The following is a 26,197-nucleotide window of genomic DNA, read 5'->3' as shown; positions in this document are numbered from 1 at the left end:
TCGTGCTCCTTAGAAGTCCAGACCGCCCTCACGGGCGGCATCGGCCAGAGCTTTCACCCGGCCATGGAACAGATACCCGCCACGATCGAATACGACCGTTTTCACACCAGCTTTGACTGCGCGCTCGGCAATAGCTTTGCCAACCAGAGCAGCGGCTTCGGCATTGCTGCCTTTGCCTGCCAGATCTTTCTCCGCGGTCGAAGCAGCCACCAGGGTGGTGCCAGCGACATCGTCGATGATCTGAGCATAGATGTGAGCGTTCGAACGGTGCACGCTGAGGCGCGGGCGACCGGCCGCTTTCTGGCGGATCGCAAAACGAACGCGACGCTTGCGGCGTTCGAAGAGGCTTCTCACGTTTTTCATCGTGCCTGTCCTTACTTCTTCTTGCCTTCTTTGCGCAAGATATACTCGCCTTCGTAACGGACACCCTTGCCTTTGTAAGGCTCCGGACCGCGCCAGCCGCGTGCATTTGCAGCGAACTGACCAACGAGCTGTTTATCTGCGCCAGAGATGGCGATAAGGGTCGGCTTTTCAGCAACAACGTTCAGACCCGCAGGGATCTCCATTTCAACGTCGTGTGAGAAGCCAAGCTGCAGAACCAGGTTTTTGCCCTGTACCTGCGCACGGTAACCAACACCGGTGATTTCCAGTTTCTTGGTAAAACCTTCCGAGACCCCGGTGACGAGGTTCGCGATGTTCGCACGGGTGGTACCCCAAAGGGCACGAGCGCGCTTGCTATCGTTGTTCGGTTTCACCCAGAGCTGGTTGTCTTCCTGGGTAACGGTTACGTCCGAGGTCAAGGTAAGGTTAAGCTCACCGAGCTTGCCTTTTGCACTGATCTGCTCTTCGGTCAAGGTGATGGTAACGCCGTTAGGCACAACCACCGGATTTTTTCCTACTCGCGACATCGTGGCCCTCCTTAGAATACTTTACAGAGGATTTCGCCGCCGACATTCTGCTCGCGAGCCTCCTGATCCGATAGAACCCCTTTCGGAGTGGACAGGACTGCGATGCCGAGTCCGTTATATACCTTCGGAAGATCCTTGATCTTCGAATATACACGACGGCCCGGGGTCGAGACGCGGTCGATCTGCTTAATCACGGCATCGCCCTCAAAATATTTGAGTTCGATGGTGATTTCGCTGACGCCCTTGCGAATTTCACTAACATTATAACCGCGGATATAACCTTCGCGCTGGAGAACATCCAGCACACCGGTACGCAGTTTCGAAGCCGGCGAGACAACGCTGGATTTACCAACGCGCTGACCGTTACGGATACGCGTGAGCATATCACCGACTGGATCAGTCATCGACATGTGATGTCCTCCTTACCAGCTCGACTTCACCATGCCCGGAATCTGACCACGCGAAGCAAGTTCACGAAGGGCGATACGGGACAGGCGGAATTTGCGATAGACACCGCGCGGACGACCGGATACCTGGCAGCGAATACGCTGACGGATACGAGCCGAGTTACGCGGCAGCTGGGCGAGTTTCATCACAGCCACGATACGGTCCTCAGGGGACGTCTCGCGGTTTGCGATAACCGCTTTAAGAGCGGCACGCTTGGCAGCAAACTGCTTTGCCAGGCGTTCACGTTTGAGTTCACGCTCTACTGAGCTTTTCTTGGCCATGGGCCAACCTCCGTTAGTTTCCGAACGGAAGATCAAAACCCTTAAGAAGGGCAAGAGCTTCGGCGTCGGACTTAGCCGTGGTACAAATGATGATATCCATCCCGCGAACAGAGTCGACTTTGTCGTACTCTACCTCAGGAAAGACGAACTGTTCCTTCAAGCCCATGGCAAAGTTGCCACGACCATCGAAGGATTTTTTGTTCAGGCCGCGGAAGTCACGAACGCGCGGAAGCGCGATGGTGACCAGACGGTCCAGGAACTCAAACATACGGTCGCGACGCAGGGTCACTTTACAACCGATGTTCATACCTTCACGAAGTTTGAAAGCCGCTACCGACTTTTTCGCTTTGGTGAAGATAGGCTTCTGACCGGTGATTGCAGCGAGATCCGCAGCAGCACCTTCCAGCTTTTTGCGATCCTGGGTGGCGTCGCCGACACCCATGTTGATCACGATCTTTTCGAGGCGCGGAATCTCCATGGTGTTCTCGTAGGAGAACTCCTTCTGGAGTGCGTCACGCACCACTTCTTTGTAATGTTCGCGCAGGCGCGTCATTTTTCCGTCCCTCAGTTGTCGATGACTTCGCCGCTGAGCTTCGCGAAGCGAACCTTGCGACCGTCATCAAGGGTCTTGAAACCGACGCGGGTCGGCTTGTTTTCTTTCGGATCGACAATCGCGATGTTGGAAACAGCAATTTTTGCTTCCTTCTCGACGATGCCGCCAGCATCAGCACCGGTCGGGCGCTGGTGACGTTTCACCAGGTTGATGCCCGAAACCAGAACTTTATTCTCGGACGGGAAAGCGGCGAGAACCTCGCCGGTCTTCCCTTTGTCTTTACCCGTCAGAACAATGACGCGGTCGCCCTTTTTAATCTTGGCAGCCATTACAGCACCTCCGGAGCGAGCGAAATGATCTTCATGTAACCTTTAGAACGAAGTTCACGGGTTACCGGGCCAAAAATACGCGTGCCGATCGGCTCGCCGTTCGCATTAATGAGAACGGCAGCGTTACGGTCAAAGCGGATCGCCGAGCCATCGGCACGACGAATTTCCTTTGCGGTGCGAACGATGACAGCTTTGTGAACTGCACCCTTCTTTACGCGACCGCGCGGAATGGCTTCCTTGACGGAAACCACGATAACATCACCAACATGAGCGGTTTTGCGCTTCGAGCCGCCCAGCACCTTGATGCACTGGACGCGGCGAGCGCCGCTGTTGTCGGCAACGTCCAGATTGGACTGCATCTGGATCATGGGTTTACCCCTTGACTATGATTGGGCTGAGGACTCACTCCTCGACCACTACTTCCCAAGACTTCAACTTCGAGATCGGTTTGCATTCGCGAATGCGAACAACGTCACCCGTTTTGAAGCGGTTCTCTTCATCGTGCGCGTGGAATTTCTTCGACTTACGCACGTACTTTTTATACAGCGGGTGCATGACCTGGCGTTCCACACGGACCACCACGGTCTTGTCGTTTTTGGTCGAAACGACTGTCCCCTGCAATACACGCCTCGGCATGTGTGTTTACTCCTCTGCGTGTCCAGTTTAGGCCGCGGTCGCACCCTTCTCGTTACCGAGAAGGGTTTTGATGCGGGCAATATCACGACGGACCTGACGGACCCGCGCAGTGTTCTCAAACTGACCGGAAGCCTGCTGGAATCGCATGTTGAACGATTCTTTACGTAGGTCCAGCAGCAGCTGTTTCAGTTCGTCAGCGCTTTTAGCGCGGAGATCAGCAACTTTCATCACTAATTACTCCCCTTCACCAAGACGAGTGACAAACTTGGTCTTGATCGGCAATTTTGCCGCTGCCAGCTCGAAAGCACGGCGTGCAAGATCCAACGGAACACCGTCGAGTTCAAACATGATCCGACCCGGTTTAACGCGTGCCGACCAGTATTCAATCGAGCCTTTACCTTTACCCTGACGGACTTCGGCAGGCTTCTGCGAGACCGGGAGATCCGGGAAAACGCGAATCCACACACGACCCTGACGGCGGATGTGGCGGGTGATCGCGCGGCGAGCCGCTTCGATCTGACGCGCCGTTATACGCTCAGGCTCCAAGGCTTTCAAGCCATAAGCACCGAAATTAAGATCCGTACCACCTTTGGCCTCACCTTTAAGGCGGCCTTTGAAGGCTTTACGGAACTTTGTACGTTTCGGAGAAAGCATATCTGTATCTCCTTACTTACGGTTGGTACCAGCCGACTCGAGAGCTTTACGCTCTGAAGCCAACGGATCGTGTGCCATGATTTCGCCCTTGAAGATCCAGACCTTCAGACCGCAAACACCATAGGTGGTGTGTGCTTCCGAAGTGCCGTAATCAACGTCCGCACGCAGAGTGTGCAGCGGAACGCGACCTTCACGGTACCATTCGGTACGGGCGATTTCAGCGCCACCAAGACGACCAGCAGCATTGATACGAATGCCACCAGCACCGAGACGCATTGCGTTCTGAACCGAGCGCTTCATAGCGCGACGGAACGAAACACGGCGCTCAAGCTGCTGGGCGATGTTATCAGCGACCAGCTTGGCATCGATTTCCGGCTTGCGGATTTCGATGATGTTAACCTGCACTTCGGCATTCGCCAGTTTCTGCAGATCGTTCTTGAGCTTCTCGATGTCCTGGCCTTTTTTCCCGATCACAACGCCCGGACGAGCGGTGTGGATCGAGATGCGGGCTTTTTTCGCCGGACGTTCGATAATCACCTTCGCTACACCAGCCTGCTTGAGGCGGTCGAAGATGTATTTACGGATCGCAAGGTCTTCATGAAGAAGACCAGCGAAATCGGCCTTGTTGGCGTACCAGCGGGAATCCCAGGTACGGTTAATCCCAACGCGCAGACCGATCGGATTTACTTTCTGACCCATTACTCGGTCTCCTCACGTTCGCAAACGACGATGCGCATGTTGGAGAACGGCTTAATGATCTTGCCGACGCGACCGCGTGCACGGGCGCGCCAACGTTTCATCACGAAGGCCTTACCAACAGATGCCTCTTTAACGTAGAGACGGTCGACATCGAGCTGATGGTTGTTCTCGGCATTAGCAATTGCCGATTCCAGCAGCTTTTTGACGTCCTGCGAAATACGTTTATTGGAGAAGGTCAGTTCTGCCAAAGCAGCTTCTGCCTTCAAACCACGGATCGACTCGGCGACGAGGTTGAGCTTACGCGGGGAAATGCGTACTGCCCGGAGCGAAGCCGCAGCCTCGTTATCCGCCAGCCGACGGATGTCAGCTTTCTTACCCATCGTTACTTCCTCTTCGCCTTTTTGTCGGCCGCGTGACCATAATAGGTACGGGTCGGCGAGAATTCACCGAACTTGTGACCAATCATGTCTTCGGTCACCAGCACCGGCAAGAATTTCTGGCCATTGTAAACCCCAAAGGTGAGGCCTACGAATTGCGGCAGAATCGTCGAACGCCGCGACCAGGTCTTAATTACCTCATTCCGGCCTGAGGCACGGACAGTATCGGCTTTCTTAAGAAGGTATCCGTCAACAAACGGACCCTTCCAAACGGAACGCGCCATAGTCTAGCCTCCTCCGTTAGCTCTTGTGACGACGGCGCATGATGAGCGCGTCGGTCTTTTTGTTCGAGCGGGTACGTTTGCCCTTGGTAGGCTTGCCCCACGGCGTAACCGGGTGACGACCACCCGAAGTACGACCTTCACCACCACCATGCGGGTGATCGATCGGGTTCATGGCAACACCACGAACCGAAGGACGCTTGCCGAGCCAGCGATTACGGCCGGCTTTACCAAGGTTAGTGTTCTGATGGTCCGGGTTGGACACGGCACCGATGGTAGCCATGCATTCACCACGAACCAAACGTACCTCACCGGAGGACAGCTTAAGCTGGGCGTAACCCTGGTCCTTACCAACGAGCTGCACGTATGCACCTGCTGAACGTGCGATCTGACCACCTTTACCGGCTTTCAGTTCGACGTTATGGACAATGGTACCGACCGGAATGTTCTTCAGCGGTGCGGCGTTACCCGGCTTGATGTCTACGCGTTCAGCGGCAACAACGTTGTCGCCGACAGCGAGACGCTGCGGTGCGAGGATGTAGGCCAGCTCGTCGTCGGAATAGCGAACCAGTGCGATAAACGCGGTACGGTTCGGATCATATTCCAAACGCTCGACGGTACCGACGACGTCAAACTTGGTACGTTTGAAGTCGATGAGACGGTAACGACGTTTGTGACCACCACCAATACGACGGGCGGTGATACGACCAGTGTTGTTACGGCCACCTTTCTTGCGAAGACCTTCGGTCAACGCTTTGATCGGCTTGCCCTTGTGGAGATCGGAACGATCCACGAGAACCAGCTGACGGCGACCAGGAGAGGTTGGTTTAAACTTCTTCAAAGCCATTGTCTTAGATTCCCGTAGTCACGTCGATGGACTGACCCTCTTCGAGGGTAACCATCGCTTTCTTGAAATCACTCCGACGACCGGAAACACCGCGAAAACGCTTGGTTTTTCCTTTTACCACAGAGGTATTGACCGCCTTGACCTTCACCCCGAACAGACCTTCCACAGCAGCCTTGATTTCCGGCTTGGTGGCGTCGATCGCAACTTTGAACGCAACTGCGTTGTGTTCAGAAATCAGCGTCGACTTTTCAGTGATATGCGGGGCGCGGATGACTTCGTACATCCGCTCTTTGCTGATGATCGTCATTTGAGACGTGCCTCCAACGCTTCGACCGCACCCTTGGTCAGCACCAGGGTGTCACGGCGCAGGATGTCATAGACGTTAGCACCGATCTCCGGGAGCACGTCAATCTGCGGGATGTTGCGCGCTGCGCGTGCAAAACCTTCGTTGACCTGCGCACCATCGATGATCAGTGCAGATTTCCAGCCGAGTTTACCGAAAACTGCGACCAGATTCTTGGTTTTGGCGTCCGAGAATTCCGCGTTATCAAGAACGATAAGCTTACCGTCCTTTGCTTTAGCCGACAGAGCGGTTTTAAGCGCGAGTTTACGGAACTTCTTGGTCAGATCGTGTGCGTGGTCGCGAACGCGCGGACCGTGCACGGTACCACCACCACGGAACTGTGCAGCCTTACGGGAACCGTGACGAGCACCGCCACTACCTTTCTGACGCACGAATTTTTTCGTGGTTGCGGAAACTTCTGACTTTTCCTTCACCTTGTGGGTCCCGGCGCGACGTTTTGCCAGCTGCCAGTTCACCATGCGGTGCAGGATGTCACGACGTACTTCCAGACCAAAGATCTCTTCTGCAAGATCGATGTTACCTGCCTTGGAAGCGTCAAGTTTAAGAATGTCGAGCTTCATGATGCTTATTCCTTATCCTCGGCGACAGCTTCTTCAGCAGCCGGGGCAGCACCCTTAAGCGCGGCCGGGAACGGAAGACCTTCCGGTGCAGCACGCTTCACAGCATCCTTAACAAGGACGTAGGCGCCCTTGTGACCCGGAACTGCACCGTGGATCAGGATCAGGCCTTTGTCGGCGTCGGAAGCGACAACCTTAAGGGACTGAACAGTCACACGAGCGGCACCGAGGTGACCAGCCATCTTCTTACCTTTGAAGACGCGGCCCGGATCCTGGCACTGACCGGTGGAACCATGCGAACGGTGCGAAACAGACACACCGTGCGACGCACGCAGACCACCGAAGTTATGACGCTTCATCGCACCGGCAAAACCTTTACCGATGGAAGTGCCGATAACGTCAACGTACTGGCCTTCTACGAAGTGAGCGGCAGAAAGTTCTGCACCAACTTCGATCAGGCCGTCTTCGCTAACGCGGAATTCAGCAAGTTTGGCTTTCGGCTCAACCTTGGCTTTGGCGAAGTGGCCACGCATCGGCTTGGATACGTTTTTCACTTTCGCTTTGCCATAACCAAGCTGAACAGCGACGTAGCCGTCGGTGTCGTTGGTACGGTTGGCGACAACCTGAAGATCTTCGACCTTCAGTACGGTTACAGGAAGGTGGGAACCATCGTCTTTGAAGACGCGGGTCATGCCTACCTTCTGGGTAATAAGTCCACTACGCATTGCGGCTTACTCCCGATTAAAGTTTGATCTCGACGTCGACGCCGGCAGCCAGATCGAGCTTCATAAGAGCATCGACGGTCTGTGGGGTCGGGTCGACAATGTCGAGAAGACGCTTGTGCGTACGGATTTCGAACTGCTCACGCGATTTCTTATCGATGTGCGGAGACCGCAGAACAGTGTATTTCTCAATGCGGGTCGGCAGCGGAATCGGGCCGCGGACCTCTGCGCCAGTGCGCTTCGCCGTATTGACGATCTCGCGCGTGGACTGATCCAGCACGCGATGGTCAAACGCCTTAAGGCGAATGCGAATGTTCTGACTATCCATGTAATTATGTACCGGAGCCCTCAAAAGGACACCGGCCCCTCAACTGGAGTTGACGATTGCCGCAAAAGTGTTGCGGGCGGCTTACATAGCCGCCCGCTTCACAAAGATCAAGAGAAAAAATTACTCGATGATCTTGGCAACAACGCCCGCGCCGACGGTACGACCGCCTTCACGGATTGCGAAACGCAGACCTTCGTCCATTGCGATCGGTGCAATGAGGGTCGCGGTCATCTGGACGTTGTCGCCCGGCATAACCATTTCGGTGCCAGCCGGCAGCTCGATCGAACCGGTAACGTCAGTCGTACGGAAGTAGAACTGCGGACGGTAGTTCGAGAAGAACGGCGTATGGCGACCACCTTCATCCTTGGTCAGGATGTAAGCTTCTGCGGTGAACTTGGTGTGCGGCTTGATCGAGCCGACATGCGCCAGAACCTGGCCACGCTCGACGTCTTCACGCTTGGTACCACGAAGCAGCGCGCCGATGTTGTCGCCAGCTTCACCCTGATCGAGCAGCTTGCGGAACATTTCAACGCCGGTGACGATCGTCTTGACGGTGTCTTTGATACCGACGATTTCGACTTCTTCACCAACTTTCACGATACCGGTTTCTACACGACCGGTAACAACCGTACCACGACCCGAGATCGAGAACACGTCTTCGATCGGCATCAGGAACGGACGATCTTTCGGACGATCCGGTGCCGGGATGTAGTCATCAACTGCTGCCATCAGTTCGAGGATAGCATTCTTGCCGATTTCATCATCGCGACCTTCCAGAGCAGCAAGAGCCGAGCCCTTGATGATCGGAATATCGTCGCCCGGGAAGTCGTAGGACGACAGAAGTTCACGGATTTCCATTTCGACGAGCTCGAGGAGCTCTTCGTCATCAACCTGGTCAACCTTGTTCATGAACACGACCAGTGCCGGAACGCCAACCTGACGTGCAAGCAGGATGTGCTCGCGGGTCTGCGGCATCGGGCCATCTGCTGCCGAAACAACCAGGATGCCACCGTCCATCTGTGCCGCACCAGTGATCATGTTCTTGACATAGTCAGCGTGGCCCGGGCAGTCGACGTGCGCATAGTGGCGGTTTTCGGTTTCATATTCGACGTGCGCGGTCGAGATCGTGATACCACGAGCTTTCTCTTCCGGTGCCTTGTCGATCATGCTGTAGTCCTGGAACGAAGCGCCACCCTGTTCTGCAAGAACTTTGGTGATCGCTGCGGTCAGCGTGGTTTTACCGTGGTCAACGTGGCCGACGGTGCCAACGTTAACGTGCGGTTTTGTACGCTCAAACTTTTCTTTAGCCATTACTAACTCCGTTTATTCTGGCTTGGCCTTAGCCGGCCGATTTGGCTTTGACTTCGTCCGCAACTGCCTGCGGGACGTCTGCATAGTGATCAAACTGCATCACGAACTGGGCACGGCCCTGGGACATGGAGCGCAGCGTGTTGACGTAACCGAACATGTTCGCCAGCGGTACGAACGCGTTAACAACGCGTGCGATGCCACGGGAGTCCATGTCACGAACCTGGCCACGACGGCTGTTCAGGTCGCCAATGATGTCGCCCATATACTCTTCCGGGGTCACTACTTCGACTTTCATGATCGGCTCGAGCAGCTTCGGAGAAGCTTTTGACAGACCTTCTTTGAATGCTGCGCGAGCAGCGATTTCGAAGGCCATGACGCTCGAGTCAACGTCGTGGTAGGCACCGTCGGTCAGCTTGATCGACAAGTCGGTTACCGGGAAGCCTGCGATAACACCGCTCTGCAGCGAGCTTTCGAGACCTTTGGCAACACCCGGGATGTATTCCTTCGGAACGTTACCGCCAACGACGGTATCGGTGAAGGCGAAGCCCGTACCCGGTTCACCCGGGGTGAAGGTGAGCTTGATACGCGCGAACTGACCCGAACCACCCGACTGTTTCTTGTGGGTGTAGTCGATATCGACTTCTTTCGAGATCGTTTCGCGGTAAGCAACCTGCGGCGCACCAACGTTTGCTTCGACTTTGAATTCACGCTTCATACGATCGACGATGATGTCGAGGTGAAGTTCGCCCATACCCGAAATGATGGTCTGGCCGGATTCGTGGTCGGATTTAACGCGGAACGACGGATCTTCCTGTGCAAGACGTGCAAGGGCGAGACCCATTTTCTCCTGGTCGGCTTTCGATTTCGGCTCTACAGCGATCTCGATAACCGGATCCGGGAATTCCATACGCTCAAGGATGATCGGCTTGGAGGGATCACAAAGGGTATCACCAGTGGTGGTATCCTTCATGCCAACCAGAGCAACGATGTCGCCCGAGCAAGCGTATTTGATTTCTTCGCGGTTGTTCGAATGCATGAGAAGCATACGGCCGATACGTTCTTTTTTCTCTTTAACAGAGTTGAGAACGTAGGAACCAGCTTCCAGAACACCCGAATAAATACGAATGAAGGTCAGCGAGCCGACGAACGGGTCAGACATGATCTTGAACGCGAGCGCCGAGAACGGTGCTTCGTCGGTCAGCGGACGGGAGTCCGGCTCGTCTTCGGTGTTCGGCTTGACGCCACGAACATCGTCGATGTCGTCCGGTGCCGGCATGTAATCGATGACGGCATCGAGAAGCGGCTGAACGCCCTTGTTCTTGAAGGCAGTGCCCAGAAGAACCGGAACGAGATCGCCAGCAATGGTGCCCTTACGGATGCATTTCTTGAGAACTTCCTCGGACGGCATTTCGCCTTCGAGGTAAGCTTCCATTGCAGCTTCGTCGCACTCAACAGCCTGTTCGATCAGAGCTTCACGGTATTCTTCAGCCTGGTCTTTCAGGGAATCGCGGATGTCACGATACTCGAATTCTGCGCCAAGGGATTCGTCTTTCCAGACGATTTCCTTGTTGCGGACGAGATCGACAACACCTTCGAATTCCATCTCGGAACCAATCGGCAGCTGCATGACAGCGGCATTGGCACCAAGACGTTCCTTGATCATCTCGACGCAGCGGAAGAAGTCTGCACCGGTACGGTCCATCTTGTTGACGAAGCACATACGCGGAACGTTGTACTTGTCAGCCTGACGCCACACGGTTTCGGTCTGCGGCTCAACGCCGGAAACGGCGTCGAAAACAGCGCAGGCACCATCGAGAACACGGAGCGAACGTTCAACTTCAATGGTGAAGTCAACGTGGCCCGGGGTATCGATGATGTTGATACGGTGGTCGTTCCAGAAGCAGGTCGTCGCAGCAGACGTAATCGTAATGCCGCGTTCCTGTTCCTGTTCCATCCAGTCCATCGTAGCGGCGCCGTCATGGACTTCGCCGATTTTGTAGGACTTGCCGGTGTAGAAAAGGATTCGCTCGGTGGTCGTTGTTTTACCAGCATCAATGTGAGCCATGATGCCGATGTTGCGATACCGAGAGATCGGAGTACGTTGAACCATAATCGACTCTTGATCTTGAGGTCTGAATTACCAGCGATAATGAGCGAAAGCCTTGTTGGCTTCGGCCATACGGTGGGTGTCTTCGCGCTTCTTGACGGCGGTGCCACGGTTGTTGGCAGCATCCATCAATTCACCGGCGAGACGACCGATCATGGTCGTTTCGGAACGCTTGCGGGCAGCGTCAACCAGCCAACGAATGGCCAGAGCCTGACGACGCTCGGAACGAACTTCAACCGGAACCTGGTAAGTAGCACCACCAACACGGCGCGAGCGAACTTCTACGTTCGGCTTCACGTTATCCATTGCTTCGTGGAACTGAGCAACCGGGTCTGCACCCTTGCTTTCCATAACTTCCAGAGCACCATAAACGATTTTTTCGGCGGCAGATTTTTTACCGTCGAGCATAAGACCGTTCATGAACTTGGTGAGAACCTTATCGCCATATTTGGCGTCAGGCAAAACTTCGCGCTTCTCAGCAGCGTGACGACGTGACATCTGAGCTGCTCCTTATTTCGGACGCTTCGCGCCGTATTTCGAACGACGCTGCTTACGGTCTTTGACACCCTGTGTATCGAGGGTACCGCGAATGATGTGGTAACGAACACCCGGCAAATCTTTTACACGGCCGCCGCGGATCATCACGACAGAGTGCTCTTGCAGGTTGTGGCCTTCACCCGGAATGTAGGAGGTAACTTCGTAGCCGTTGGTCAAACGGACACGAGCAACCTTACGAAGTGCCGAGTTCGGCTTCTTCGGGGTGGTGGTGTAGACACGGGTGCAAACGCCGCGTTTCTGCGGGCATGCTTCCAGTGCCGGAACCATATCGCGCTGGGTGCGCGGAGTCCGCGACTTGCGGATCAACTGGTTAATAGTGGGCATTAACTTTCCCTTTTACTTCAACGGACGCCACTAGGGCGCTGCTCTTATCGACGCACGACGAGCGACCACGCGTCTCCATACAAGTACGGAAACACGCGCGGACGCCCATAGATGCAGGAGTTCCTGCCTCGACGGCCGTCAGAGTCGCACTCAAGCGATGGGGGGCGAAAACCGCCCGCTACCGCACAAAACGGCACCGGCACAGTTACACCCCCCTAGATTCGGTGGGCGCATACTAGTGACGGCCCCCTTTTGCGTCAAGCAAAACCATGTGGACCTTCGAGTTGGCGCTTCAAACGCCGAGACGAACCGGTGCGTCGATAAGAGTTCCGGTTCGCCTCTGATTCTTTAACTGTCTGGCGCGACGAGCTTATTCGCCTGCCGGCAGTGAAGTGGTATCGGCATCGGCCTGCGGGCCAAAGTTGTCGCCGATTTCCTCTTCTGCCTCGATCTGTACCGATTTGTCGCGTTCGGCAGCCAGTGCACGGAAGCGGTTCATCACCGCACCGGTACCAGCCGGGATCAAACGACCCACGATGACGTTCTCTTTCAGACCGATAAGAGTATCGGTTTTGCCCGAAACAGCTGCTTCGGTAAGAACGCGCGTGGTTTCCTGGAACGACGCGGCCGAGATGAAGGAATGCGTTTGCAGCGAGGCTTTGGTGATCCCCTGGAGGACCGGAGCGCCTTCTGCAAGTTCGCCGCCGTCTTTAAGCGCACGATCGTTTTCGGCATCGAAATCAACGCGGTCAATGATCTCGCCAACCAGAAGAGTCGTGTCACCCGGTTTGGTGATCTCGACTTTCTGAAGCATCTGGCGAACGATGACTTCGATGTGCTTGTCGTTAATCTTCACGCCCTGCAAGCGGTAGACTTCCTGGATCTCGTTGACCAGGTAATCTGCCAGTGCCGGGACGCCCATAACACGCAGGATATCGTGCGGAACCGGCGAACCATCAAGGAGCTGATCGCCCTTCTCGACGAAGTCCCCTTCCTGAACGGCAAGATGCTTGCCTTTCGGGATCAGGTATTCGACCGGTTCGGTCAGGCCCGAGTCCTCGAGCGGATGAACGATGACGCGACGCTTGTTCTTGTAGTCCTTGCCGAATTCGACGCGACCCGGAATATCCGAGATGATTGCGTGTTCTTTCGGTTTACGGGCTTCGAACAGCTCGGCAACACGCGGCAGACCACCGGTGATGTCACGGGTCTTCGAACCTTCGCGCGGGATACGTGCAAGCACGTCACCCGCATGAACTTTCTGACCGTTCTCGACCGAGAGAATAGCGTCAACCGACAGGAAGTAACGGGCTTCAAGACCGTTATCCAGGTTAATGACCTCGCCGGATTCGTTACGCAGGGTAACGCGCGGCTTAAGGTCGGACGCCTTGGGCATGCTCTTCCAGTCGATAACCGTTTTCGAGGCAATACCGGTCGCTTCGTCATAGACTTCGCGAATGGTTACGTTCTCGAGAAGGTCGACATAGTTCACATAACCTTCTTTCTCGGTGATGATCGGCAGGGTGTACGGATCCCACTCGGCCAGTTTCTGGCCGCGCGCTACCTGCGCACCTTCATCGGTGAGAAGTTTTGCACCGTACGGAACGCGATATTTCGCACGCTCGCGACCGGTTTTGTCGATCAGAAGGATCTCGAGGTTACGCGCCATAACGATATTGACGCCTGCCGAGTTCGCAACGACTGCACGGTTTTTGAGTTTAACCGTCGCATCGAAGTTCGCTTCGACACCGGAAACCTCTGCACCACGCTGTGCCGCACCACCAATGTGGAACGTACGCATGGTCAGCTGGGTACCCGGCTCACCGATCGACTGTGCGGCGATAACACCGACAGCTTCACCGATGTTCACCGTCGTGCCGCGCGCCAGGTCGCGACCGTAGCAATGACCGCAAACACCGGTTTCGGCGTCACAGGTCAGAACAGAACGGATGCGGGCCATTTCGACGCCGGCTTTTTCGATGATATCGAGGTGATCTTCTTCAACCATCTCGTTCTTCGGTACGATGATTTCGCCGGTTGACGGATCAACGATCTCGTCAGCGGTGAAACGACCGAGGATACGATCTGACAGCGTTTCGATAACTTCACCGGAATCGACGACGGCTGCGATGTCGAGGCCACGATCAGTACCGCAATCATGCTGGGTGATGATGCAATCCTGGGCCACGTCAACGAGACGACGGGTAAGGTAACCCGAGTTCGCCGTTTTCAGTGCGGTATCGGCAAGACCTTTACGAGCACCGTGAGTGGAGTTGAAGTACTCCTGCACGGTCAGGCCTTCTTTAAAGTTAGAAATAATCGGGGTCTCGATGATCGAGCCGTCCGGTTTCGCCATCAGGCCGCGCATAGCAGCCAGCTGACGCATCTGGGCGGCAGAACCACGAGCACCGGAGTGCGCCATCATGTAAACCGAGTTCACATTGTCACCTTCTGCCGTCGCCGAGATGACTTTCATCATCGCTTCGGAAACGTCGTCGGTGCACTGCGCCCAGGCGTCAACAACCTTGTTGTATTTCTCACCACGGGTGATGAGACCGTCCTGGTACTGCTGCTCGTATTCCTTGACCTTGTCATGGGTACCACCCACCAGCGGTTCCTTGGCATCAGGAATGATCATGTCATCCTTGCCAAACGAAATGCCGGCTTTACATGCCCAGTTGAAACCAAGGCCCATCATGCGGTCAGCAAAGATAACAGTCTCTTTCTGGCCACAGTGACGGTAAACGACATCGATAACGTTCGAGACGTCTTTTTTGGTCAGCAGCTTGTTGATGGTCGAGAACGGAATGCGCGGATGACGCGGCAGAAGTTCCGACAGCAACATGCGGCCCGGGGTCGTGGCAACACGAACGGTGATCGGTTCGTTGTTTTCATCAACCGTGTGATAACGGGCATTAACCTTGGAATGCAGGTTTACAACACCTTCATCCAGAGCCTGCTCGATCTCGGCGATGTTCACAAACGACATGCCCTCGCCCGGCTGACCGTCACGTTCCATGGAGATGTAGTACAGACCAAGGACAATATCCTGCGACGGCACGATGATCGGTTTACCCGAAGCCGGCGAAAGGATGTTGTTGGTCGACATCATCAGGGTACGTGCTTCAAGCTGGGCTTCAAGCGACAGCGGTACGTGGACAGCCATCTGGTCACCATCGAAGTCCGCGTTAAACGCAGTACAAACGAGCGGGTGCAGCTGGATGGCCTTACCTTCGATCAGGGTAGGTTCGAACGCCTGGATACCAAGACGGTGCAGGGTCGGTGCGCGGTTAAGCATGACCGGGTGTTCACGGATAACCTGCTCGAGGATATCCCAAACTTCGGCACGCTCTTTTTCCACCATGCGCTTTGCAGCCTTGATGGTGGTGGCCATCCCGTACAGTTCCAGCTTCGCGTAAACGAACGGCTTGAACAGTTCGAGCGCCATTTTCTTCGGCAGACCGCACTGATGCAATTTCAGGTTCGGACCCACGGTAATAACGGAACGACCGGAATAGTCGACGCGTTTACCCAAAAGGTTCTGACGGAAACGACCCTGTTTGCCTTTGAGCATATCCGACATCGATTTGAGCGGACGCTTGTTGGCACCAGTGATCGGACGACCGCGACGGCCGTTGTCAAACAGCGCATCAACCGATTCCTGAAGCATACGTTTTTCGTTACGCACGATGATATCAGGCGCACGAAGCTCGATCAGGCGCTTCAGACGGTTGTTACGGTTGATGACACGACGGTAAAGGTCGTTCAGATCCGACGTTGCGAAACGGCCACCATCAAGCGGAACCAGCGGACGCAGTTCTGGCGGGATGACCGGAATCACTTCAAGGATCATCCATTCCGGGCGCGCGCCCGATTCCTGGAAGGCCTCAATCAGCTTGAGACGCTTGACCAGCTTCTTGCGCTTGGCTTCGGAATTGGTTTCCTTGAGGTCGATTTTCGCGGTTTCGCGTTCTTCATCAAGATCGATTGCCGCAAGCATATCGCGGATGGCTTCTGCACCGATACCGGCACGGAAGCTGTCTTCGCCATATTCTTCCTGGGCAGTCATATACTGGTCTTCGGACAGGAGCTCACCCATTTTCAGCGGGGTAAGGCCCGGTTCGATAACCACATAGTTTTCGAAGTACAGAATGCGCTCAAGATCCTTGAGCGTCATGTCCAGCAGCAGACCGAGACGGCTCGGAAGCGACTTCATGAACCAGATATGGGCAACAGGTGCCGCCAGTTCGATATGGCCCATACGTTCACGACGTACTTTGGCCAGAGTCACTTCAACGCCGCATTTCTCACAGATAATGCCGCGATACTTCATACGCTTGTACTTGCCGCACAAGCATTCGTAATCCTTCACCGGACCAAAAATGCGCGCACAGAACAAACCGTCGCGTTCCGGTTTAAAGGTCCGGTAGTTGATGGTCTCCGGTTTCTTGATTTCACCAAATGACCAGGAGCGGATACGCTCCGGGCTGGCAATCTGAATCCGGATCTGATCGAAGCTCTGGGTGCCCTGCGGCTGCCCGAAGATCTTCATCAACTCGTTCATAAAGGCTCTCCCGCTATGCCCGGTCTCGCCGGGTTTCGCCAATTTCAGGCCGAAAGATGCGAATTGGCGACCGGGATGCCCGGATGGGCACCCCTGTCAGCCAAACACTTAGTATTCGTTCTGCTCAAGTTCGACATTGAGACCAAGCGAACGGAGTTCTTTAACAAGAACGTTAAACGACTCCGGAATGCCTGCCTCGAAGGTGTCTTCCCCACGAACAATGGCTTCGTAAACCTTGGTACGGCCCGAAACGTCATCCGACTTGACCGTAAGCATTTCCTGGAGGGTGTAAGCAGCACCGTAAGCTTCGAGTGCCCAAACTTCCATCTCCCCGAAACGCTGGCCACCGAACTGCGCCTTACCACCCAGCGGCTGCTGGGTAACAAGAGAGTACGGACCAATCGAACGTGCGTGGATCTTGTCGTCGACCAGGTGGTGCAGTTTGAGCATGTAGATATAGCCCACTGTCACCTTGCGATGGAATTTCTCACCGGTACGACCGTCATAGAGGTCGACCTGGCCAGAACCATCAAGGCCGGCTTTTTCAAGCATACGAACAACATCCGGCTCACGTGCGCCGTCGAAGACCGGGGTGGCCATCGGAACGCCGCGACGCAGGTTGTTGCCAAGCTCGATGACTTCACCATCCGAGAGCTCTTTGATGCCGGCGATGTATTCTTCGCCTTCATAGACATCATTAAGCTTGCTACGCAGGTCATCCATCTCGCCACGACCGTCAGCAACAGCATCGACGAGTTCGCCGATCTGTTCGCCAAGACCACGCGAAGCCCAGCCAAGGTGGGTTTCAAGGATCTGGCCGACGTTCATACGCGACGGAACGCCCAGCGGGTTCAGAACGATATCGACCGGCGTACCGTCTTCGAGGTGCGGCATGTCTTCAACCGGCATAATGCGCGATACGACACCCTTGTTCCCGTGACGGCCGGCCATCTTGTCACCCGGCTGCATTTTACGTTTAACCGCAACAAAGACTTTGACCATCTTCATCACGCCCGGCGGCAGTTCGTCACCAGCCTGCAGCTTGTCGACCTTGTCGTCGAAACGAGCCTGAAGAACAGCGATCGATTCCTCGAACTGCTTTTTCAGAGCTTCGATGTCAGACATGACATTGTCATCAGCAACGGCGATCTGACGCCACAGACCACGTGCGACACCCGACAGGCTGTCTTCGGTGATCTCGCCCGTCATGCCCTTCGGACCATCAACGAGCTGCTGACCAAGCAGAAGGTTTTTCAGACGACCATAGAAGTTGCGCTCCAGAATGGCGCGCTCATCGTCACGGTCCTGTGCGAGACGTTCGATTTCCGAACGCTCGATTGCCAGGGCACGTTCGTCCTTGTCGACGCCACGACGCGAGAACACGCGGACTTCAACAATGGTACCAAACTGTCCCGGCGGGACACGCAGCGACGTATCACGGACGTCGGATGCTTTTTCACCAAAGATGGCGCGCAGAAGTTTTTCTTCCGGCGTCATCGGGCTTTCGCCCTTCGGCGTTACCTTACCGACAAGGATATCGCCCGGTTTGATTTCCGCACCGATGTAGACAATGCCCGCCTCGTCGAGGTTTTTGAGCGCTTCTTCACCGACGTTCGGAATATCACGGGTGATTTCTTCCTGACCCAGCTTGGTATCGCGGGCCATGACTTCGAATTCCTCGATGTGGATCGAGGTGTAAACGTCATCACGGGCGATACGCTCGGACAGAAGGATAGAATCCTCGAAGTTGTAACCGTTCCAGGGCATGAACGCGACGAGCACGTTACGACCCAGAGCCAGTTCACCCATATCGGTACACGGACCATCCGAAATGATGTCGCCCTTCTGGACCACATCGCCAACTTTCACCAGCGGACGCTGGTTGATGCAGCTGCCCTGGTTGGAACGCTGATATTTCAGCAGGGTGTAAATATCGACACCCGATTCCGAAGCAGCAATGTCACCAGTTGCGCGGATAACCATACGGGTCGCGTCAACGGATTCAACAACACCGTCACGGCGTGCGATCAGGGTTGCACCCGAATCACGTGCCACCGGAACTTCCATACCGGTACCGACATACGGAGCTTCAGAGCGGATCAGCGGAACCGCCTGACGCTGCATGTTCGATCCCATCAGTGCGCGGTTCGCGTCATCGTTCTCAAGGAACGGAATGAGCGCGGATGCGACCGATACCAGCTGCTTCGGCGAGACGTCCATAAGGTCGATCTCTTCGGAGCGGGCCATATAGTGGTCACCGGCTTTACGGGTGTTGATCAGTTCGTTGGTGAAGCTGAAGTCATCGTTAAGCGGTTCGTTCGCCTGTGCGATGACATAACGGCCTTCCTCGATCGCCGAGAGGTAAATAACCTCTGCGGTGACGTTACCGTCGACAACCTTGCGGTACGGGCTTTCAATGAAGCCGTACTGGTTGACGCGGGCAAAGGTCGCCAGCGAGTTGATCAGACCAATGTTCGGACCTTCCGGCGTTTCAACCGGGCAGATACGACCATAGTGGGTCGGATGAACGTCACGAACTTCAAAGCCTGCACGCTCACGGGTCAAACCACCCGGACCAAGCGCCGAAAGACGACGTTTGTGGGTAATTTCCGAAAGCGGGTTGGTCTGGTCCATGAACTGCGACAGCTGCGAGGAGCCGAAGAATTCACGAACAGCAGCCGCAACCGGCTTCGCATTGATCAGGTCATGCGGCATGACGTTGTCGATCTCGACCGAGCTCATACGCTCGCGGATCGCACGTTCCATACGCAAAAGACCAACGCGGAACTGGTTTTCCATCAGCTCGCCAACCGAACGCAGACGACGGTTGCCAAGGTGGTCAATATCGTCGATTTCGCCACGACCGTCTTTCAGGTCGATCAGAACGCGGACGACTTCCAGAATGTCTTCACGACGCAGGATACGAACAGTGTCTGCACATTCGAGGTTCAGACGCGCATTCATTTTCACGCGGCCAACCGCGGAAAGGTCATAACGCTCTGCATCGAAGAACAGGCCCTTGAACATGGCTTCCGCACCCTCGAGGGTCGGCGGCTCGCCCGGGCGCATGACGCGATAGATATCCACAAGGGCTTCTTCGCGGTTGCTGTTCTTGTCCAGTGCCATGGTGTTGCGCAGATACGGACCAACCTGGTTGTGGTCGATCATCAGCAAGCGAACGGAATCTACACCCCATTCCTTGAGCTGCTCGAACACACCTTCGGTCAGTTCGTGACCGGCTTCTGCCAGGATCTCGCCGGTTTCGCCGTCAATGAGGTCATCTGCCATGAACCAGCCGTTAAGCTGCTCTTCCGGAACGATGATTTCCTTGACGCCCTGCTCGGTGATTTTGGCAGCAGAACGCTTGGTGATTTTCGAACCGGCTGCTGCAACAACTTCGCCGCTGTTGGCATCAACAAGATCGTGAACCAGCTTCTGGCCGATATAACGGTCTGCGTTGAAATCGGTTACCCAACCATCTGCGGTACGGCGGTATTCAGCCGACTCATAGTAATAGTTGAGGATTTCTTCCGGGGTCAGGCCTTCGATTTCCGACGGATCGACAGAACGCCCTTCTTCGGCACGCTGTGCACGCAGCTGTTCGGACTCTTCATTTTCAAGAGCCATAAGCAGCGTGGTCGCCGGCAGTTTGCGGCGACGGTCGATACGGACATAAAGAATGTCTTTTGCGTCGAATTCGAAATCGAGCCACGAGCCACGATAAGGAATCACACGCGCGGCAAACAGATATTTGCCCGAGCTGTGGCTCTTACCTTTGTCATGGTCAAAGAAGACGCCCGGCGAACGGTGCATCTGAGAAACGATCACGCGCTCGGTGCCGTTCACGATAAAAGTACCGTGTTCGGTCATGAGCGGCATATCGCCCATATACACGTCTTGTTCCTTGATATCGCGGATCGAACGGGCACCCGTGTCCTCGTCGATATCCCATACTACCAGGCGCAGCGTTACGCGCAGCGGTGCGGCAAAGGTCATGCCACGCTGGCGACACTCTTCGGTATCGTATTTCGGCTGCTCAAGCTCATACGAAACGAATTCAAGAGTTGCGCGTTCCGAAAAATCTTTAATCGGAAAGACGCTCTTGAACACTTCCTGGAGACCTGCATCGTCCCGCTGCTCCTGCGGGGTCCCGGTCTGCAAAAACTTGTCGTAGGAATTCTTTTGAACCTCAATGAGATTCGGGAGCGGAGCGACTTCGCTGATCCGTCCAAAGCTTTTGCGGATGCGCTTTCGACCAGTAAAGGACTTATCCATCATCGTTCCTTTAATCGCGCCTCCCCACACCGTCCGAACTCGTTCGTCCCTGCCCTGCTGCGTTTCCGACTTGCGCAAAACGCATACAGCACAACGACGCCCGAGCCCCGTACGGGGCGGGCGTTCACTTGATTATGACCGTGGATGTGTTTTGACATCCAACTTGATTGAGATCACTGATCCCTCGGCTGTCGACGCCGTCAAAGATAACCTCTGACCTAAACGGCCTTACGTTATGTACGATTACCTTTGGCAGCGTCAACCGTTAAATTCCTGTTCGCGCCTCTGCACAGTCCTTGGCCCTATTGCCGGGGTGCACAGAGACGGAAGGGCCGGCGCCCAGAGGACGCCGACCCAAACCTTGGCAAGAAGCCGTCGATTACTTGAGTTCGACGGTTGCGCCAGCTTCTTCAAGCTGTTTCTTGATTGCTTCGGCTTCGTCCTTAGCAACGCCTTCTTTGACGGCTTTCGGAGCGCCTTCAACCAGGTCTTTGGCTTCTTTGAGGCCAAGACCGGTGATGCCGCGAACTTCTTTAATGACGTTGATTTTCTTGTCGCCAGCAGAAGCGAGGATAACGTCGAATTCGGTTTTTTCTTCAGCAGCAGCACCGCCGGCAGCAGCGCCACCAGCAGCAGCAACAGCTACCGGAGCAGCGGCGGAAACGCCCCACTCTTCTTCGAGCATTTTGGAAAGTTCTGCAGCTTCAATAACGGTGAGCTTGGAAAGCTCTTCAACGAGTGCCTTAAGATCGGCCATTTTGTATTACTCCTAGGCTTGAACTTAGATATCAGTGATATCTGGATAATTTGGTTTACGCGGCTTCGCCTTTGTCGGCATATGCCTTCAGCACCTGGGCGATCTGAGCCGCCGGCTTGGAGGTCAGCGTAGCGATACGCTGTGCCGGGGTCTGGATCATACCAACCAGTTTCGCACGAAGTTCGTCCAGCGACGGCAGTTCTGCCAGAGCTTTAACGCCCTGCTCGTCCAGAATCTGTTCGCCGATGGCACCAGCAACAAGAACAAGCTTGTCGTTGGATTTTGCGAACTCGGAGGCTACTTTTGCGACCGAAGCCGGATCAGCTGAATAGCCAATCGCGGTCGGGCCGGTGAAGTAGTCTGCAAGACCAGCAAATTTGGTGCCTTCCAGAGCAAGTCGCGTAAGCCGGTTTTTGGTGACCTTGAAGCCCGCACCAGATTCACGCATCTGCGCACGAAGAGCGGTAATTTCAGCAACCGTCAGCCCTTTGTACTGGGTGACGATGACGCCTTCCGCACCTTCGAACACTTCGCGCATCTCTGCTACGAACTGTTGTTTATCATCGCGGTTCACTTTTAGTCTCCGACATTGCTTATTGCCCTGAACCCCACAAGGAGGTTCACAGACGCGACCAGTCCTTTCGAACCGGTCTGTGACGCCCGTCCGTTTGCCAGATGTTCAAGCCTTGTGTGATGCCCCGTTCGGGGAAAAACTTAAGTACCGGAACCTCTGCCTATGCAGGGAATTAAGAGTGATTGATTTCACTCACCTGCAGTCTGGGACAGACAGGTAGAGAGGGCCTAGAGCCCTCTCCGGTCCTGACCGACCCTAAGATCGGTCAGAATTCGAAAATTCTTATTTCGACGCGATGTCAGCAACCGACAGCTTGACGCCAGCACCCATGGTGGAGCTGATCGCCGCGCGCTGCAGGTAGGTACCTTTTGCGCCGGTCGGTTTTGCTTTTACGATCGCATCGACGAATGCTTTTGCGTTCTCGACGATCTGCTCTTCGCTGAACGAAGCCTTGCCGATACCTGCATGTACGATACCGTTTTTCTCGGCGCGGAACTGGACCTGGCCAGCTTTAGCGTCGGAAACTGCGGTTGTAACATCCATGGTAACGGTGCCGAGTTTCGGGTTCGGCATCAGGCCGCGCGGGCCGAGAACCTTACCGAGACGACCGACAACAGCCATCATGTCCGGGGTCGCAATAACGCGATCATAGTTCAGATCGCCTTTCTGCATTGCTTCCATCAGGTCTTCTGCGCCAACAGCGTCTGCACCAGCTTTCTGTGCTTCTTCTGCTTTTGCGTCTTTTGCGAAGACTGCAACGCGCATGGTTTTACCGGTACCATGCGGAAGGGAAACAACACCACGGACCATCTGGTCAGCGTGACGCGGATCAACACCAAGGTTCATTGCGAATTCGATGGTTTCATCGAACTTTGCTTTTGCACCTTCTTTGACGATCTTTACGGCAGTTACCAGATCGTACTGGGTGTTACGGTCGATGCCCTCATAGGCCTGGGCAAGGCGTTTACCAGTCTTGGCCATCGTCTTACTCCACAACCTCGAGACCCATAGCACGGGCAGAGCCCTCGATCATAGCCATCGCGCCGTCAATGTCGAATGCATTGAGGTCAGCCATTTTGGCTTCTGCGATTTCTTTGACCTGTGCTTTGGTAACCTTGCCAACGTAACCTTTGCCGGTGGTGCCGGAACCCTTGGCGATACCTGCTGCCTTTTTCAGGAAGTAGGATGCGGGCGGGGTTTTGGATACGAACGAGAAGGAACGGTCGGAATAAACGGTGATGACGACCGGAATCGGCATACCTGGTTCCATCTGCTGGGTAGCAGCGTTAAACGCCTTGCAGAATTCCATGATGTTCACGCCGCGCTGACCAAGAGCCGGGCCGACGGGCGGCGACGGGTTGGCTTTGCCGGCGGGAATCTGCAGCTTAATATAGCCGTCGATTTTCTTCGCCATTAGAGTACCTCTTACAGAAGCGCGCGGTCCGGCCATGGCTGACCTCCCGCGCCTTGAATGCTGCCTGCGTATACAGGCAGCGACTTAAATTTTCAAGATCGTTTTTAAAGCTTCTCGACCTGGGTGTATTCCAGCTCGACCGGAGTTGAACGACCGAAGATCGAAACCGACACCTTCAGGCGCGCACGTTCTTCATCAACCCCTTCGACAACACCGTTAAACGACGCAAACGGTCCGTCAGAAACACGAACTTCCTCGCCAACCTCGAATGCGATAGTCGGCTTCGGACGGTCAACACCCTCCTGCACCTGATGCAGAATGTGTTGAGCTTCCTTTTCGGAAATCGGCATCGGCTTACCACGGCTACCAAGGAAATCGGTAACTTTTGCGGTATTTTTGACCAGATGCCAGCTTTCGTCAGTGAGTTCCATCTTCAGCAGGACGTAGCCCGGGAAAAACTTCCGCTCGGCATTGACCTTGGCGCCGCGACGCATCTCGACTGTTTCTTCAGTCGGAACCAGGACCTCTTCGATTTCGCCCTCAAGACCTTTCTTGATGGACTGTTCGCGGATCGACTGGGCGACCTTCTTTTCGAATCCGGAGTGAACGTGCAGTACGTACCAGCGATGTGCCATAATCAGCCCCCGACCCCAAAGACCAGCTTAACACCCCAAGCGAGGAGCTGATCGACAACAAAGAAGAAAACCGACGCCAAAGCAACCATCACAAAAACCATGATGGTCGAAACAGTCGTTTCCTTGCGGGACGGCCAAGAGACTTTCTTTGCCTCTGAGCGGACCTGCTGTACGAATTGTGCTGGCGACGTTTTAGCCATTGTCGGGGTTACACCGCTTTCTAATGCTTTGTTTCACGACCCGGAAAAAATTGGCAGGAGAGGAGGGACTCGAACCCCCGACACTCGGTTTTGGAGACCGATGCTCTACCAACTGAGCTACACTCCTACAAGATCGTCAGAAAGTTGAAAAGCTTATCTTCTTTCTGGCTCATCCCCACCCGGGTGGTGGGGTGTGCGGGCGGTTTATAGCCGCCCGCACATCCAAGATCAAGCACTCAATCGTGCAAAATCTTAAAAATTATTCGATGATTTTCGCAACAACGCCCGCGCCGACGGTACGACCGCCTTCACGGATTGCGAAACGCAGACCTTCGTCCATTGCGATCGGTGCAATGAGGGTCGCGGTCATCTGGACGTTGTCGCCCGGCATAACCATTTCGGTGCCAGCCGGCAGCTCGATCGAACCGGTAACGTCAGTCGTACGGAAGTAGAACTGCGGACGGTAGTTCGAGAAGAACGGCGTATGGCGACCACCTTCATCCTTGGTCAGGATGTAAGCTTCTGCGGTGAACTTGGTGTGCGGCTTGATCGAGCCGACATGCGCCAGAACCTGGCCACGCTCGACGTCTTCACGCTTGGTACCACGAAGCAGCGCGCCGATGTTGTCGCCAGCTTCACCCTGATCGAGCAGCTTGCGGAACATTTCAACGCCGGTGACGATCGTCTTGACGGTGTCTTTGATACCGACGATTTCGACTTCTTCACCAACTTTCACGATACCGGTTTCTACACGACCGGTAACAACCGTACCACGACCCGAGATCGAGAACACGTCTTCGATCGGCATCAGGAACGGACGATCTTTCGGACGATCCGGTGCCGGGATGTAGTCATCAACTGCTGCCATCAGTTCGAGGATAGCATTCTTGCCGATTTCATCATCGCGACCTTCCAGAGCAGCAAGAGCCGAGCCCTTGATGATCGGAATATCGTCGCCCGGGAAGTCGTAGGACGACAGAAGTTCACGGATTTCCATTTCGACGAGCTCGAGGAGCTCTTCGTCATCAACCTGGTCAACCTTGTTCATGAACACGACCAGTGCCGGAACGCCAACCTGACGTGCAAGCAGGATGTGCTCGCGGGTCTGCGGCATCGGGCCATCTGCTGCCGAAACAACCAGGATGCCACCGTCCATCTGTGCCGCACCAGTGATCATGTTCTTGACATAGTCAGCGTGGCCCGGGCAGTCGACGTGCGCATAGTGGCGGTTTTCGGTTTCATATTCGACGTGCGCGGTCGAGATCGTGATACCACGAGCTTTCTCTTCCGGTGCCTTGTCGATCATGCTGTAGTCCTGGAACGAAGCGCCACCCTGTTCTGCAAGAACTTTGGTGATCGCTGCGGTCAGCGTGGTTTTACCGTGGTCAACGTGGCCGACGGTGCCAACGTTAACGTGCGGTTTTGTACGCTCAAACTTTTCCTTGGCCATTGCCCTCAGATCCTATATCCGAACCAAAAAAACACGTAGTAACCC

31 protein-coding genes and 1 tRNA gene are annotated in these 26,197 nt (G+C 55.0%); all 32 read right to left on the bottom strand.

The window, feature by feature from the left end:
• Positions 1-9: 9 nt before the first annotated feature.
• Positions 10-363: a 50S ribosomal protein L18 gene (gene rplR, locus ACTU44_RS09135; RefSeq protein WP_114098864.1), complete on the bottom strand. Its 354-nt coding sequence runs from the start codon at positions 361-363 to the stop codon at positions 10-12.
• 11 nt (positions 364-374) lie between these two features.
• A complete protein-coding gene (rplF, locus tag ACTU44_RS09130) occupies positions 375-908 on the bottom strand; it encodes a 50S ribosomal protein L6 (RefSeq protein ID WP_114098865.1) in 534 nt (177 codons plus the stop codon).
• An 11-nt stretch (positions 909-919) separates the two neighbouring features.
• The gene (gene rpsH, locus ACTU44_RS09125) at positions 920-1,318 is read right to left on the bottom strand and encodes a 30S ribosomal protein S8 (RefSeq protein WP_114098866.1); all 399 of its coding nucleotides are present in this window, start codon (positions 1,316-1,318) and stop codon (positions 920-922) included.
• A gap of 12 nt (positions 1,319-1,330) precedes the next feature.
• Complete coding sequence (gene rpsN, locus ACTU44_RS09120; RefSeq protein WP_114098867.1) at positions 1,331-1,636, bottom strand: 30S ribosomal protein S14; 306 nt, start codon at positions 1,634-1,636, stop codon at positions 1,331-1,333.
• 13 nt (positions 1,637-1,649) lie between these two features.
• Positions 1,650-2,189 (bottom strand): 50S ribosomal protein L5, encoded by a 540-nt coding sequence (gene rplE / locus ACTU44_RS09115; protein WP_114098868.1) that lies wholly within the window; start codon positions 2,187-2,189, stop codon positions 1,650-1,652.
• A gap of 11 nt (positions 2,190-2,200) precedes the next feature.
• Positions 2,201-2,518, bottom strand: coding sequence for a 50S ribosomal protein L24 (rplX, locus tag ACTU44_RS09110; protein WP_114098869.1), 318 nt, complete (start codon positions 2,516-2,518; stop codon positions 2,201-2,203).
• A complete protein-coding gene (rplN, locus tag ACTU44_RS09105) occupies positions 2,518-2,886 on the bottom strand; it encodes a 50S ribosomal protein L14 (RefSeq protein WP_033067181.1) in 369 nt (122 codons plus the stop codon). Before rplN ends, rplX begins: the two co-directional genes overlap by 1 nt.
• A gap of 34 nt (positions 2,887-2,920) precedes the next feature.
• On the bottom strand, positions 2,921-3,154 hold the full coding sequence (gene rpsQ / locus ACTU44_RS09100) for a 30S ribosomal protein S17 (RefSeq protein ID WP_008892183.1): 234 nt from the start codon (positions 3,152-3,154) through the stop codon (positions 2,921-2,923).
• 27 nt (positions 3,155-3,181) lie between these two features.
• Positions 3,182-3,382 (bottom strand): 50S ribosomal protein L29, encoded by a 201-nt coding sequence (gene rpmC, locus ACTU44_RS09095; protein WP_114098870.1) that lies wholly within the window; start codon positions 3,380-3,382, stop codon positions 3,182-3,184.
• 6 nt (positions 3,383-3,388) lie between these two features.
• Positions 3,389-3,808 (bottom strand): 50S ribosomal protein L16, encoded by a 420-nt coding sequence (rplP, locus tag ACTU44_RS09090; protein ID WP_114098871.1) that lies wholly within the window; start codon positions 3,806-3,808, stop codon positions 3,389-3,391.
• A gap of 12 nt (positions 3,809-3,820) precedes the next feature.
• On the bottom strand, positions 3,821-4,507 hold the full coding sequence (gene rpsC / locus ACTU44_RS09085) for a 30S ribosomal protein S3 (RefSeq protein ID WP_114098872.1): 687 nt from the start codon (positions 4,505-4,507) through the stop codon (positions 3,821-3,823).
• Positions 4,507-4,887, bottom strand: coding sequence for a 50S ribosomal protein L22 (gene rplV / locus ACTU44_RS09080; protein ID WP_114098873.1), 381 nt, complete (start codon positions 4,885-4,887; stop codon positions 4,507-4,509). The genes rpsC and rplV overlap by 1 nt, the downstream gene beginning before the upstream one ends.
• Positions 4,888-4,889: 2 nt before the next feature.
• Positions 4,890-5,168: a 30S ribosomal protein S19 gene (gene rpsS / locus ACTU44_RS09075; protein ID WP_008892178.1), complete on the bottom strand. Its 279-nt coding sequence runs from the start codon at positions 5,166-5,168 to the stop codon at positions 4,890-4,892.
• Between the two features lie 16 nt (positions 5,169-5,184).
• On the bottom strand, positions 5,185-6,012 hold the full coding sequence (gene rplB / locus ACTU44_RS09070) for a 50S ribosomal protein L2 (protein WP_068518269.1): 828 nt from the start codon (positions 6,010-6,012) through the stop codon (positions 5,185-5,187).
• A 4-nt stretch (positions 6,013-6,016) separates the two neighbouring features.
• Positions 6,017-6,319 carry a 50S ribosomal protein L23 gene (locus ACTU44_RS09065; RefSeq protein ID WP_068518270.1) on the bottom strand — a complete coding sequence of 101 codons (303 nt, stop codon included), beginning with the start codon at positions 6,317-6,319 and terminating at the stop codon, positions 6,017-6,019.
• Positions 6,316-6,936 (bottom strand): 50S ribosomal protein L4, encoded by a 621-nt coding sequence (gene rplD, locus ACTU44_RS09060; RefSeq protein WP_114098874.1) that lies wholly within the window; start codon positions 6,934-6,936, stop codon positions 6,316-6,318. Before rplD ends, ACTU44_RS09065 begins: the two co-directional genes overlap by 4 nt.
• A 5-nt stretch (positions 6,937-6,941) precedes the next feature.
• On the bottom strand, positions 6,942-7,658 hold the full coding sequence (rplC, locus tag ACTU44_RS09055) for a 50S ribosomal protein L3 (RefSeq protein WP_114098875.1): 717 nt from the start codon (positions 7,656-7,658) through the stop codon (positions 6,942-6,944).
• Positions 7,659-7,674: 16 nt separating this feature from the next.
• Entirely contained in the window at positions 7,675-7,983 is a 309-nt protein-coding gene (gene rpsJ, locus ACTU44_RS09050; protein WP_007091508.1) for a 30S ribosomal protein S10, read from the bottom strand.
• Between the two features lie 120 nt (positions 7,984-8,103).
• Positions 8,104-9,294, bottom strand: a complete 1,191-nt coding sequence (tuf, locus tag ACTU44_RS09045) for an elongation factor Tu (RefSeq protein WP_462097256.1) — start codon at positions 9,292-9,294, stop codon at positions 8,104-8,106.
• Positions 9,295-9,322: 28 nt separating this feature from the next.
• Positions 9,323-11,404, bottom strand: coding sequence for an elongation factor G (gene fusA / locus ACTU44_RS09040; protein ID WP_114100162.1), 2,082 nt, complete (start codon positions 11,402-11,404; stop codon positions 9,323-9,325).
• A gap of 27 nt (positions 11,405-11,431) precedes the next feature.
• Complete coding sequence (gene rpsG, locus ACTU44_RS09035; RefSeq protein ID WP_114100161.1) at positions 11,432-11,899, bottom strand: 30S ribosomal protein S7; 468 nt, start codon at positions 11,897-11,899, stop codon at positions 11,432-11,434.
• Positions 11,900-11,911: 12 nt separating this feature from the next.
• On the bottom strand, positions 11,912-12,283 hold the full coding sequence (rpsL, locus tag ACTU44_RS09030; RefSeq protein WP_007092427.1) for a 30S ribosomal protein S12: 372 nt from the start codon (positions 12,281-12,283) through the stop codon (positions 11,912-11,914).
• Between the two features lie 370 nt (positions 12,284-12,653).
• Positions 12,654-16,847: a DNA-directed RNA polymerase subunit beta' gene (gene rpoC, locus ACTU44_RS09025; RefSeq protein WP_336084065.1), complete on the bottom strand. Its 4,194-nt coding sequence runs from the start codon at positions 16,845-16,847 to the stop codon at positions 12,654-12,656.
• A 108-nt stretch (positions 16,848-16,955) separates the two neighbouring features.
• Positions 16,956-21,122, bottom strand: a complete 4,167-nt coding sequence (gene rpoB / locus ACTU44_RS09020) for a DNA-directed RNA polymerase subunit beta (RefSeq protein WP_462097435.1) — start codon at positions 21,120-21,122, stop codon at positions 16,956-16,958.
• 379 nt (positions 21,123-21,501) lie between these two features.
• Complete coding sequence (gene rplL, locus ACTU44_RS09015) at positions 21,502-21,879, bottom strand: 50S ribosomal protein L7/L12 (protein ID WP_114100159.1); 378 nt, start codon at positions 21,877-21,879, stop codon at positions 21,502-21,504.
• 55 nt (positions 21,880-21,934) lie between these two features.
• The gene (rplJ, locus tag ACTU44_RS09010; protein WP_114100158.1) at positions 21,935-22,453 is read right to left on the bottom strand and encodes a 50S ribosomal protein L10; all 519 of its coding nucleotides are present in this window, start codon (positions 22,451-22,453) and stop codon (positions 21,935-21,937) included.
• A 282-nt stretch (positions 22,454-22,735) separates the two neighbouring features.
• Entirely contained in the window at positions 22,736-23,434 is a 699-nt protein-coding gene (gene rplA, locus ACTU44_RS09005) for a 50S ribosomal protein L1 (protein WP_114100157.1), read from the bottom strand.
• A gap of 4 nt (positions 23,435-23,438) precedes the next feature.
• Complete coding sequence (gene rplK, locus ACTU44_RS09000; protein ID WP_114100156.1) at positions 23,439-23,867, bottom strand: 50S ribosomal protein L11; 429 nt, start codon at positions 23,865-23,867, stop codon at positions 23,439-23,441.
• A gap of 104 nt (positions 23,868-23,971) precedes the next feature.
• Entirely contained in the window at positions 23,972-24,502 is a 531-nt protein-coding gene (gene nusG, locus ACTU44_RS08995) for a transcription termination/antitermination protein NusG (protein WP_114100155.1), read from the bottom strand.
• Positions 24,503-24,504: 2 nt separating this feature from the next.
• Entirely contained in the window at positions 24,505-24,702 is a 198-nt protein-coding gene (secE, locus tag ACTU44_RS08990) for a preprotein translocase subunit SecE (protein ID WP_040824880.1), read from the bottom strand.
• 51 nt (positions 24,703-24,753) lie between these two features.
• Positions 24,754-24,829: transfer RNA gene (locus ACTU44_RS08985), tRNA-Trp, on the bottom strand.
• A 132-nt stretch (positions 24,830-24,961) separates the two neighbouring features.
• Complete coding sequence (tuf, locus tag ACTU44_RS08980; protein WP_462097256.1) at positions 24,962-26,152, bottom strand: elongation factor Tu; 1,191 nt, start codon at positions 26,150-26,152, stop codon at positions 24,962-24,964.
• Between the last annotated feature and the right edge of the window lie 45 nt (positions 26,153-26,197).

Source organism: Thalassospira sp. SM2505, from assembly GCF_054901115.1.
Note: the sequence above shows the minus strand (reverse complement) of the source record. Positions and strands in the feature narration are given on the sequence as shown.

What these genes read in the sequence shown, in the direction of transcription:
- rplX (WP_114098869.1), bottom strand. Translation starts at nt 2,518, where the DNA reads ATGGCTGCCAAGATTAAAAAGGGCGACCGCGTCATTGTTCTGACGGGT.
- ACTU44_RS09065 (WP_068518270.1), bottom strand. Translation starts at nt 6,319, where the DNA reads ATGACGATCATCAGCAAAGAGCGGATGTACGAAGTCATCCGCGCCCCG.
- rplV (WP_114098873.1), bottom strand. Translation starts at nt 4,887, where the DNA reads ATGGGTAAGAAAGCTGACATCCGTCGGCTGGCGGATAACGAGGCTGCG.
- rpsG (WP_114100161.1), bottom strand. Translation starts at nt 11,899, where the DNA reads ATGTCACGTCGTCACGCTGCTGAGAAGCGCGAAGTTTTGCCTGACGCC.
- tuf (WP_462097256.1), bottom strand. Translation starts at nt 9,294, where the DNA reads ATGGCTAAAGAAAAGTTTGAGCGTACAAAACCGCACGTTAACGTTGGC.
- rplF (WP_114098865.1), bottom strand. Translation starts at nt 908, where the DNA reads ATGTCGCGAGTAGGAAAAAATCCGGTGGTTGTGCCTAACGGCGTTACC.
- rpoC (WP_336084065.1), bottom strand. Translation starts at nt 16,847, where the DNA reads ATGAACGAGTTGATGAAGATCTTCGGGCAGCCGCAGGGCACCCAGAGC.
- rpsN (WP_114098867.1), bottom strand. Translation starts at nt 1,636, where the DNA reads ATGGCCAAGAAAAGCTCAGTAGAGCGTGAACTCAAACGTGAACGCCTG.
- rplA (WP_114100157.1), bottom strand. Translation starts at nt 23,434, where the DNA reads ATGGCCAAGACTGGTAAACGCCTTGCCCAGGCCTATGAGGGCATCGAC.
- rplL (WP_114100159.1), bottom strand. Translation starts at nt 21,879, where the DNA reads ATGGCCGATCTTAAGGCACTCGTTGAAGAGCTTTCCAAGCTCACCGTT.
- rplR (WP_114098864.1), bottom strand. Translation starts at nt 363, where the DNA reads ATGAAAAACGTGAGAAGCCTCTTCGAACGCCGCAAGCGTCGCGTTCGT.
- rpsQ (WP_008892183.1), bottom strand. Translation starts at nt 3,154, where the DNA reads ATGCCGAGGCGTGTATTGCAGGGGACAGTCGTTTCGACCAAAAACGAC.
- tuf (WP_462097256.1), bottom strand. Translation starts at nt 26,152, where the DNA reads ATGGCCAAGGAAAAGTTTGAGCGTACAAAACCGCACGTTAACGTTGGC.
- rpsJ (WP_007091508.1), bottom strand. Translation starts at nt 7,983, where the DNA reads ATGGATAGTCAGAACATTCGCATTCGCCTTAAGGCGTTTGACCATCGC.
- rpmC (WP_114098870.1), bottom strand. Translation starts at nt 3,382, where the DNA reads ATGAAAGTTGCTGATCTCCGCGCTAAAAGCGCTGACGAACTGAAACAG.
- fusA (WP_114100162.1), bottom strand. Translation starts at nt 11,404, where the DNA reads ATGGTTCAACGTACTCCGATCTCTCGGTATCGCAACATCGGCATCATG.
- rpoB (WP_462097435.1), bottom strand. Translation starts at nt 21,122, where the DNA reads ATGGATAAGTCCTTTACTGGTCGAAAGCGCATCCGCAAAAGCTTTGGA.
- rplK (WP_114100156.1), bottom strand. Translation starts at nt 23,867, where the DNA reads ATGGCGAAGAAAATCGACGGCTATATTAAGCTGCAGATTCCCGCCGGC.
- rplD (WP_114098874.1), bottom strand. Translation starts at nt 6,936, where the DNA reads ATGAAGCTCGACATTCTTAAACTTGACGCTTCCAAGGCAGGTAACATC.
- rpsS (WP_008892178.1), bottom strand. Translation starts at nt 5,168, where the DNA reads ATGGCGCGTTCCGTTTGGAAGGGTCCGTTTGTTGACGGATACCTTCTT.
- rpsL (WP_007092427.1), bottom strand. Translation starts at nt 12,283, where the DNA reads ATGCCCACTATTAACCAGTTGATCCGCAAGTCGCGGACTCCGCGCACC.
- rplE (WP_114098868.1), bottom strand. Translation starts at nt 2,189, where the DNA reads ATGACGCGCCTGCGCGAACATTACAAAGAAGTGGTGCGTGACGCACTC.
- rplB (WP_068518269.1), bottom strand. Translation starts at nt 6,012, where the DNA reads ATGGCTTTGAAGAAGTTTAAACCAACCTCTCCTGGTCGCCGTCAGCTG.
- rpsH (WP_114098866.1), bottom strand. Translation starts at nt 1,318, where the DNA reads ATGTCGATGACTGATCCAGTCGGTGATATGCTCACGCGTATCCGTAAC.
- rplC (WP_114098875.1), bottom strand. Translation starts at nt 7,658, where the DNA reads ATGCGTAGTGGACTTATTACCCAGAAGGTAGGCATGACCCGCGTCTTC.
- rplN (WP_033067181.1), bottom strand. Translation starts at nt 2,886, where the DNA reads ATGATCCAGATGCAGTCCAATCTGGACGTTGCCGACAACAGCGGCGCT.
- rpsC (WP_114098872.1), bottom strand. Translation starts at nt 4,507, where the DNA reads ATGGGTCAGAAAGTAAATCCGATCGGTCTGCGCGTTGGGATTAACCGT.
- secE (WP_040824880.1), bottom strand. Translation starts at nt 24,702, where the DNA reads ATGGCTAAAACGTCGCCAGCACAATTCGTACAGCAGGTCCGCTCAGAG.
- nusG (WP_114100155.1), bottom strand. Translation starts at nt 24,502, where the DNA reads ATGGCACATCGCTGGTACGTACTGCACGTTCACTCCGGATTCGAAAAG.
- rplP (WP_114098871.1), bottom strand. Translation starts at nt 3,808, where the DNA reads ATGCTTTCTCCGAAACGTACAAAGTTCCGTAAAGCCTTCAAAGGCCGC.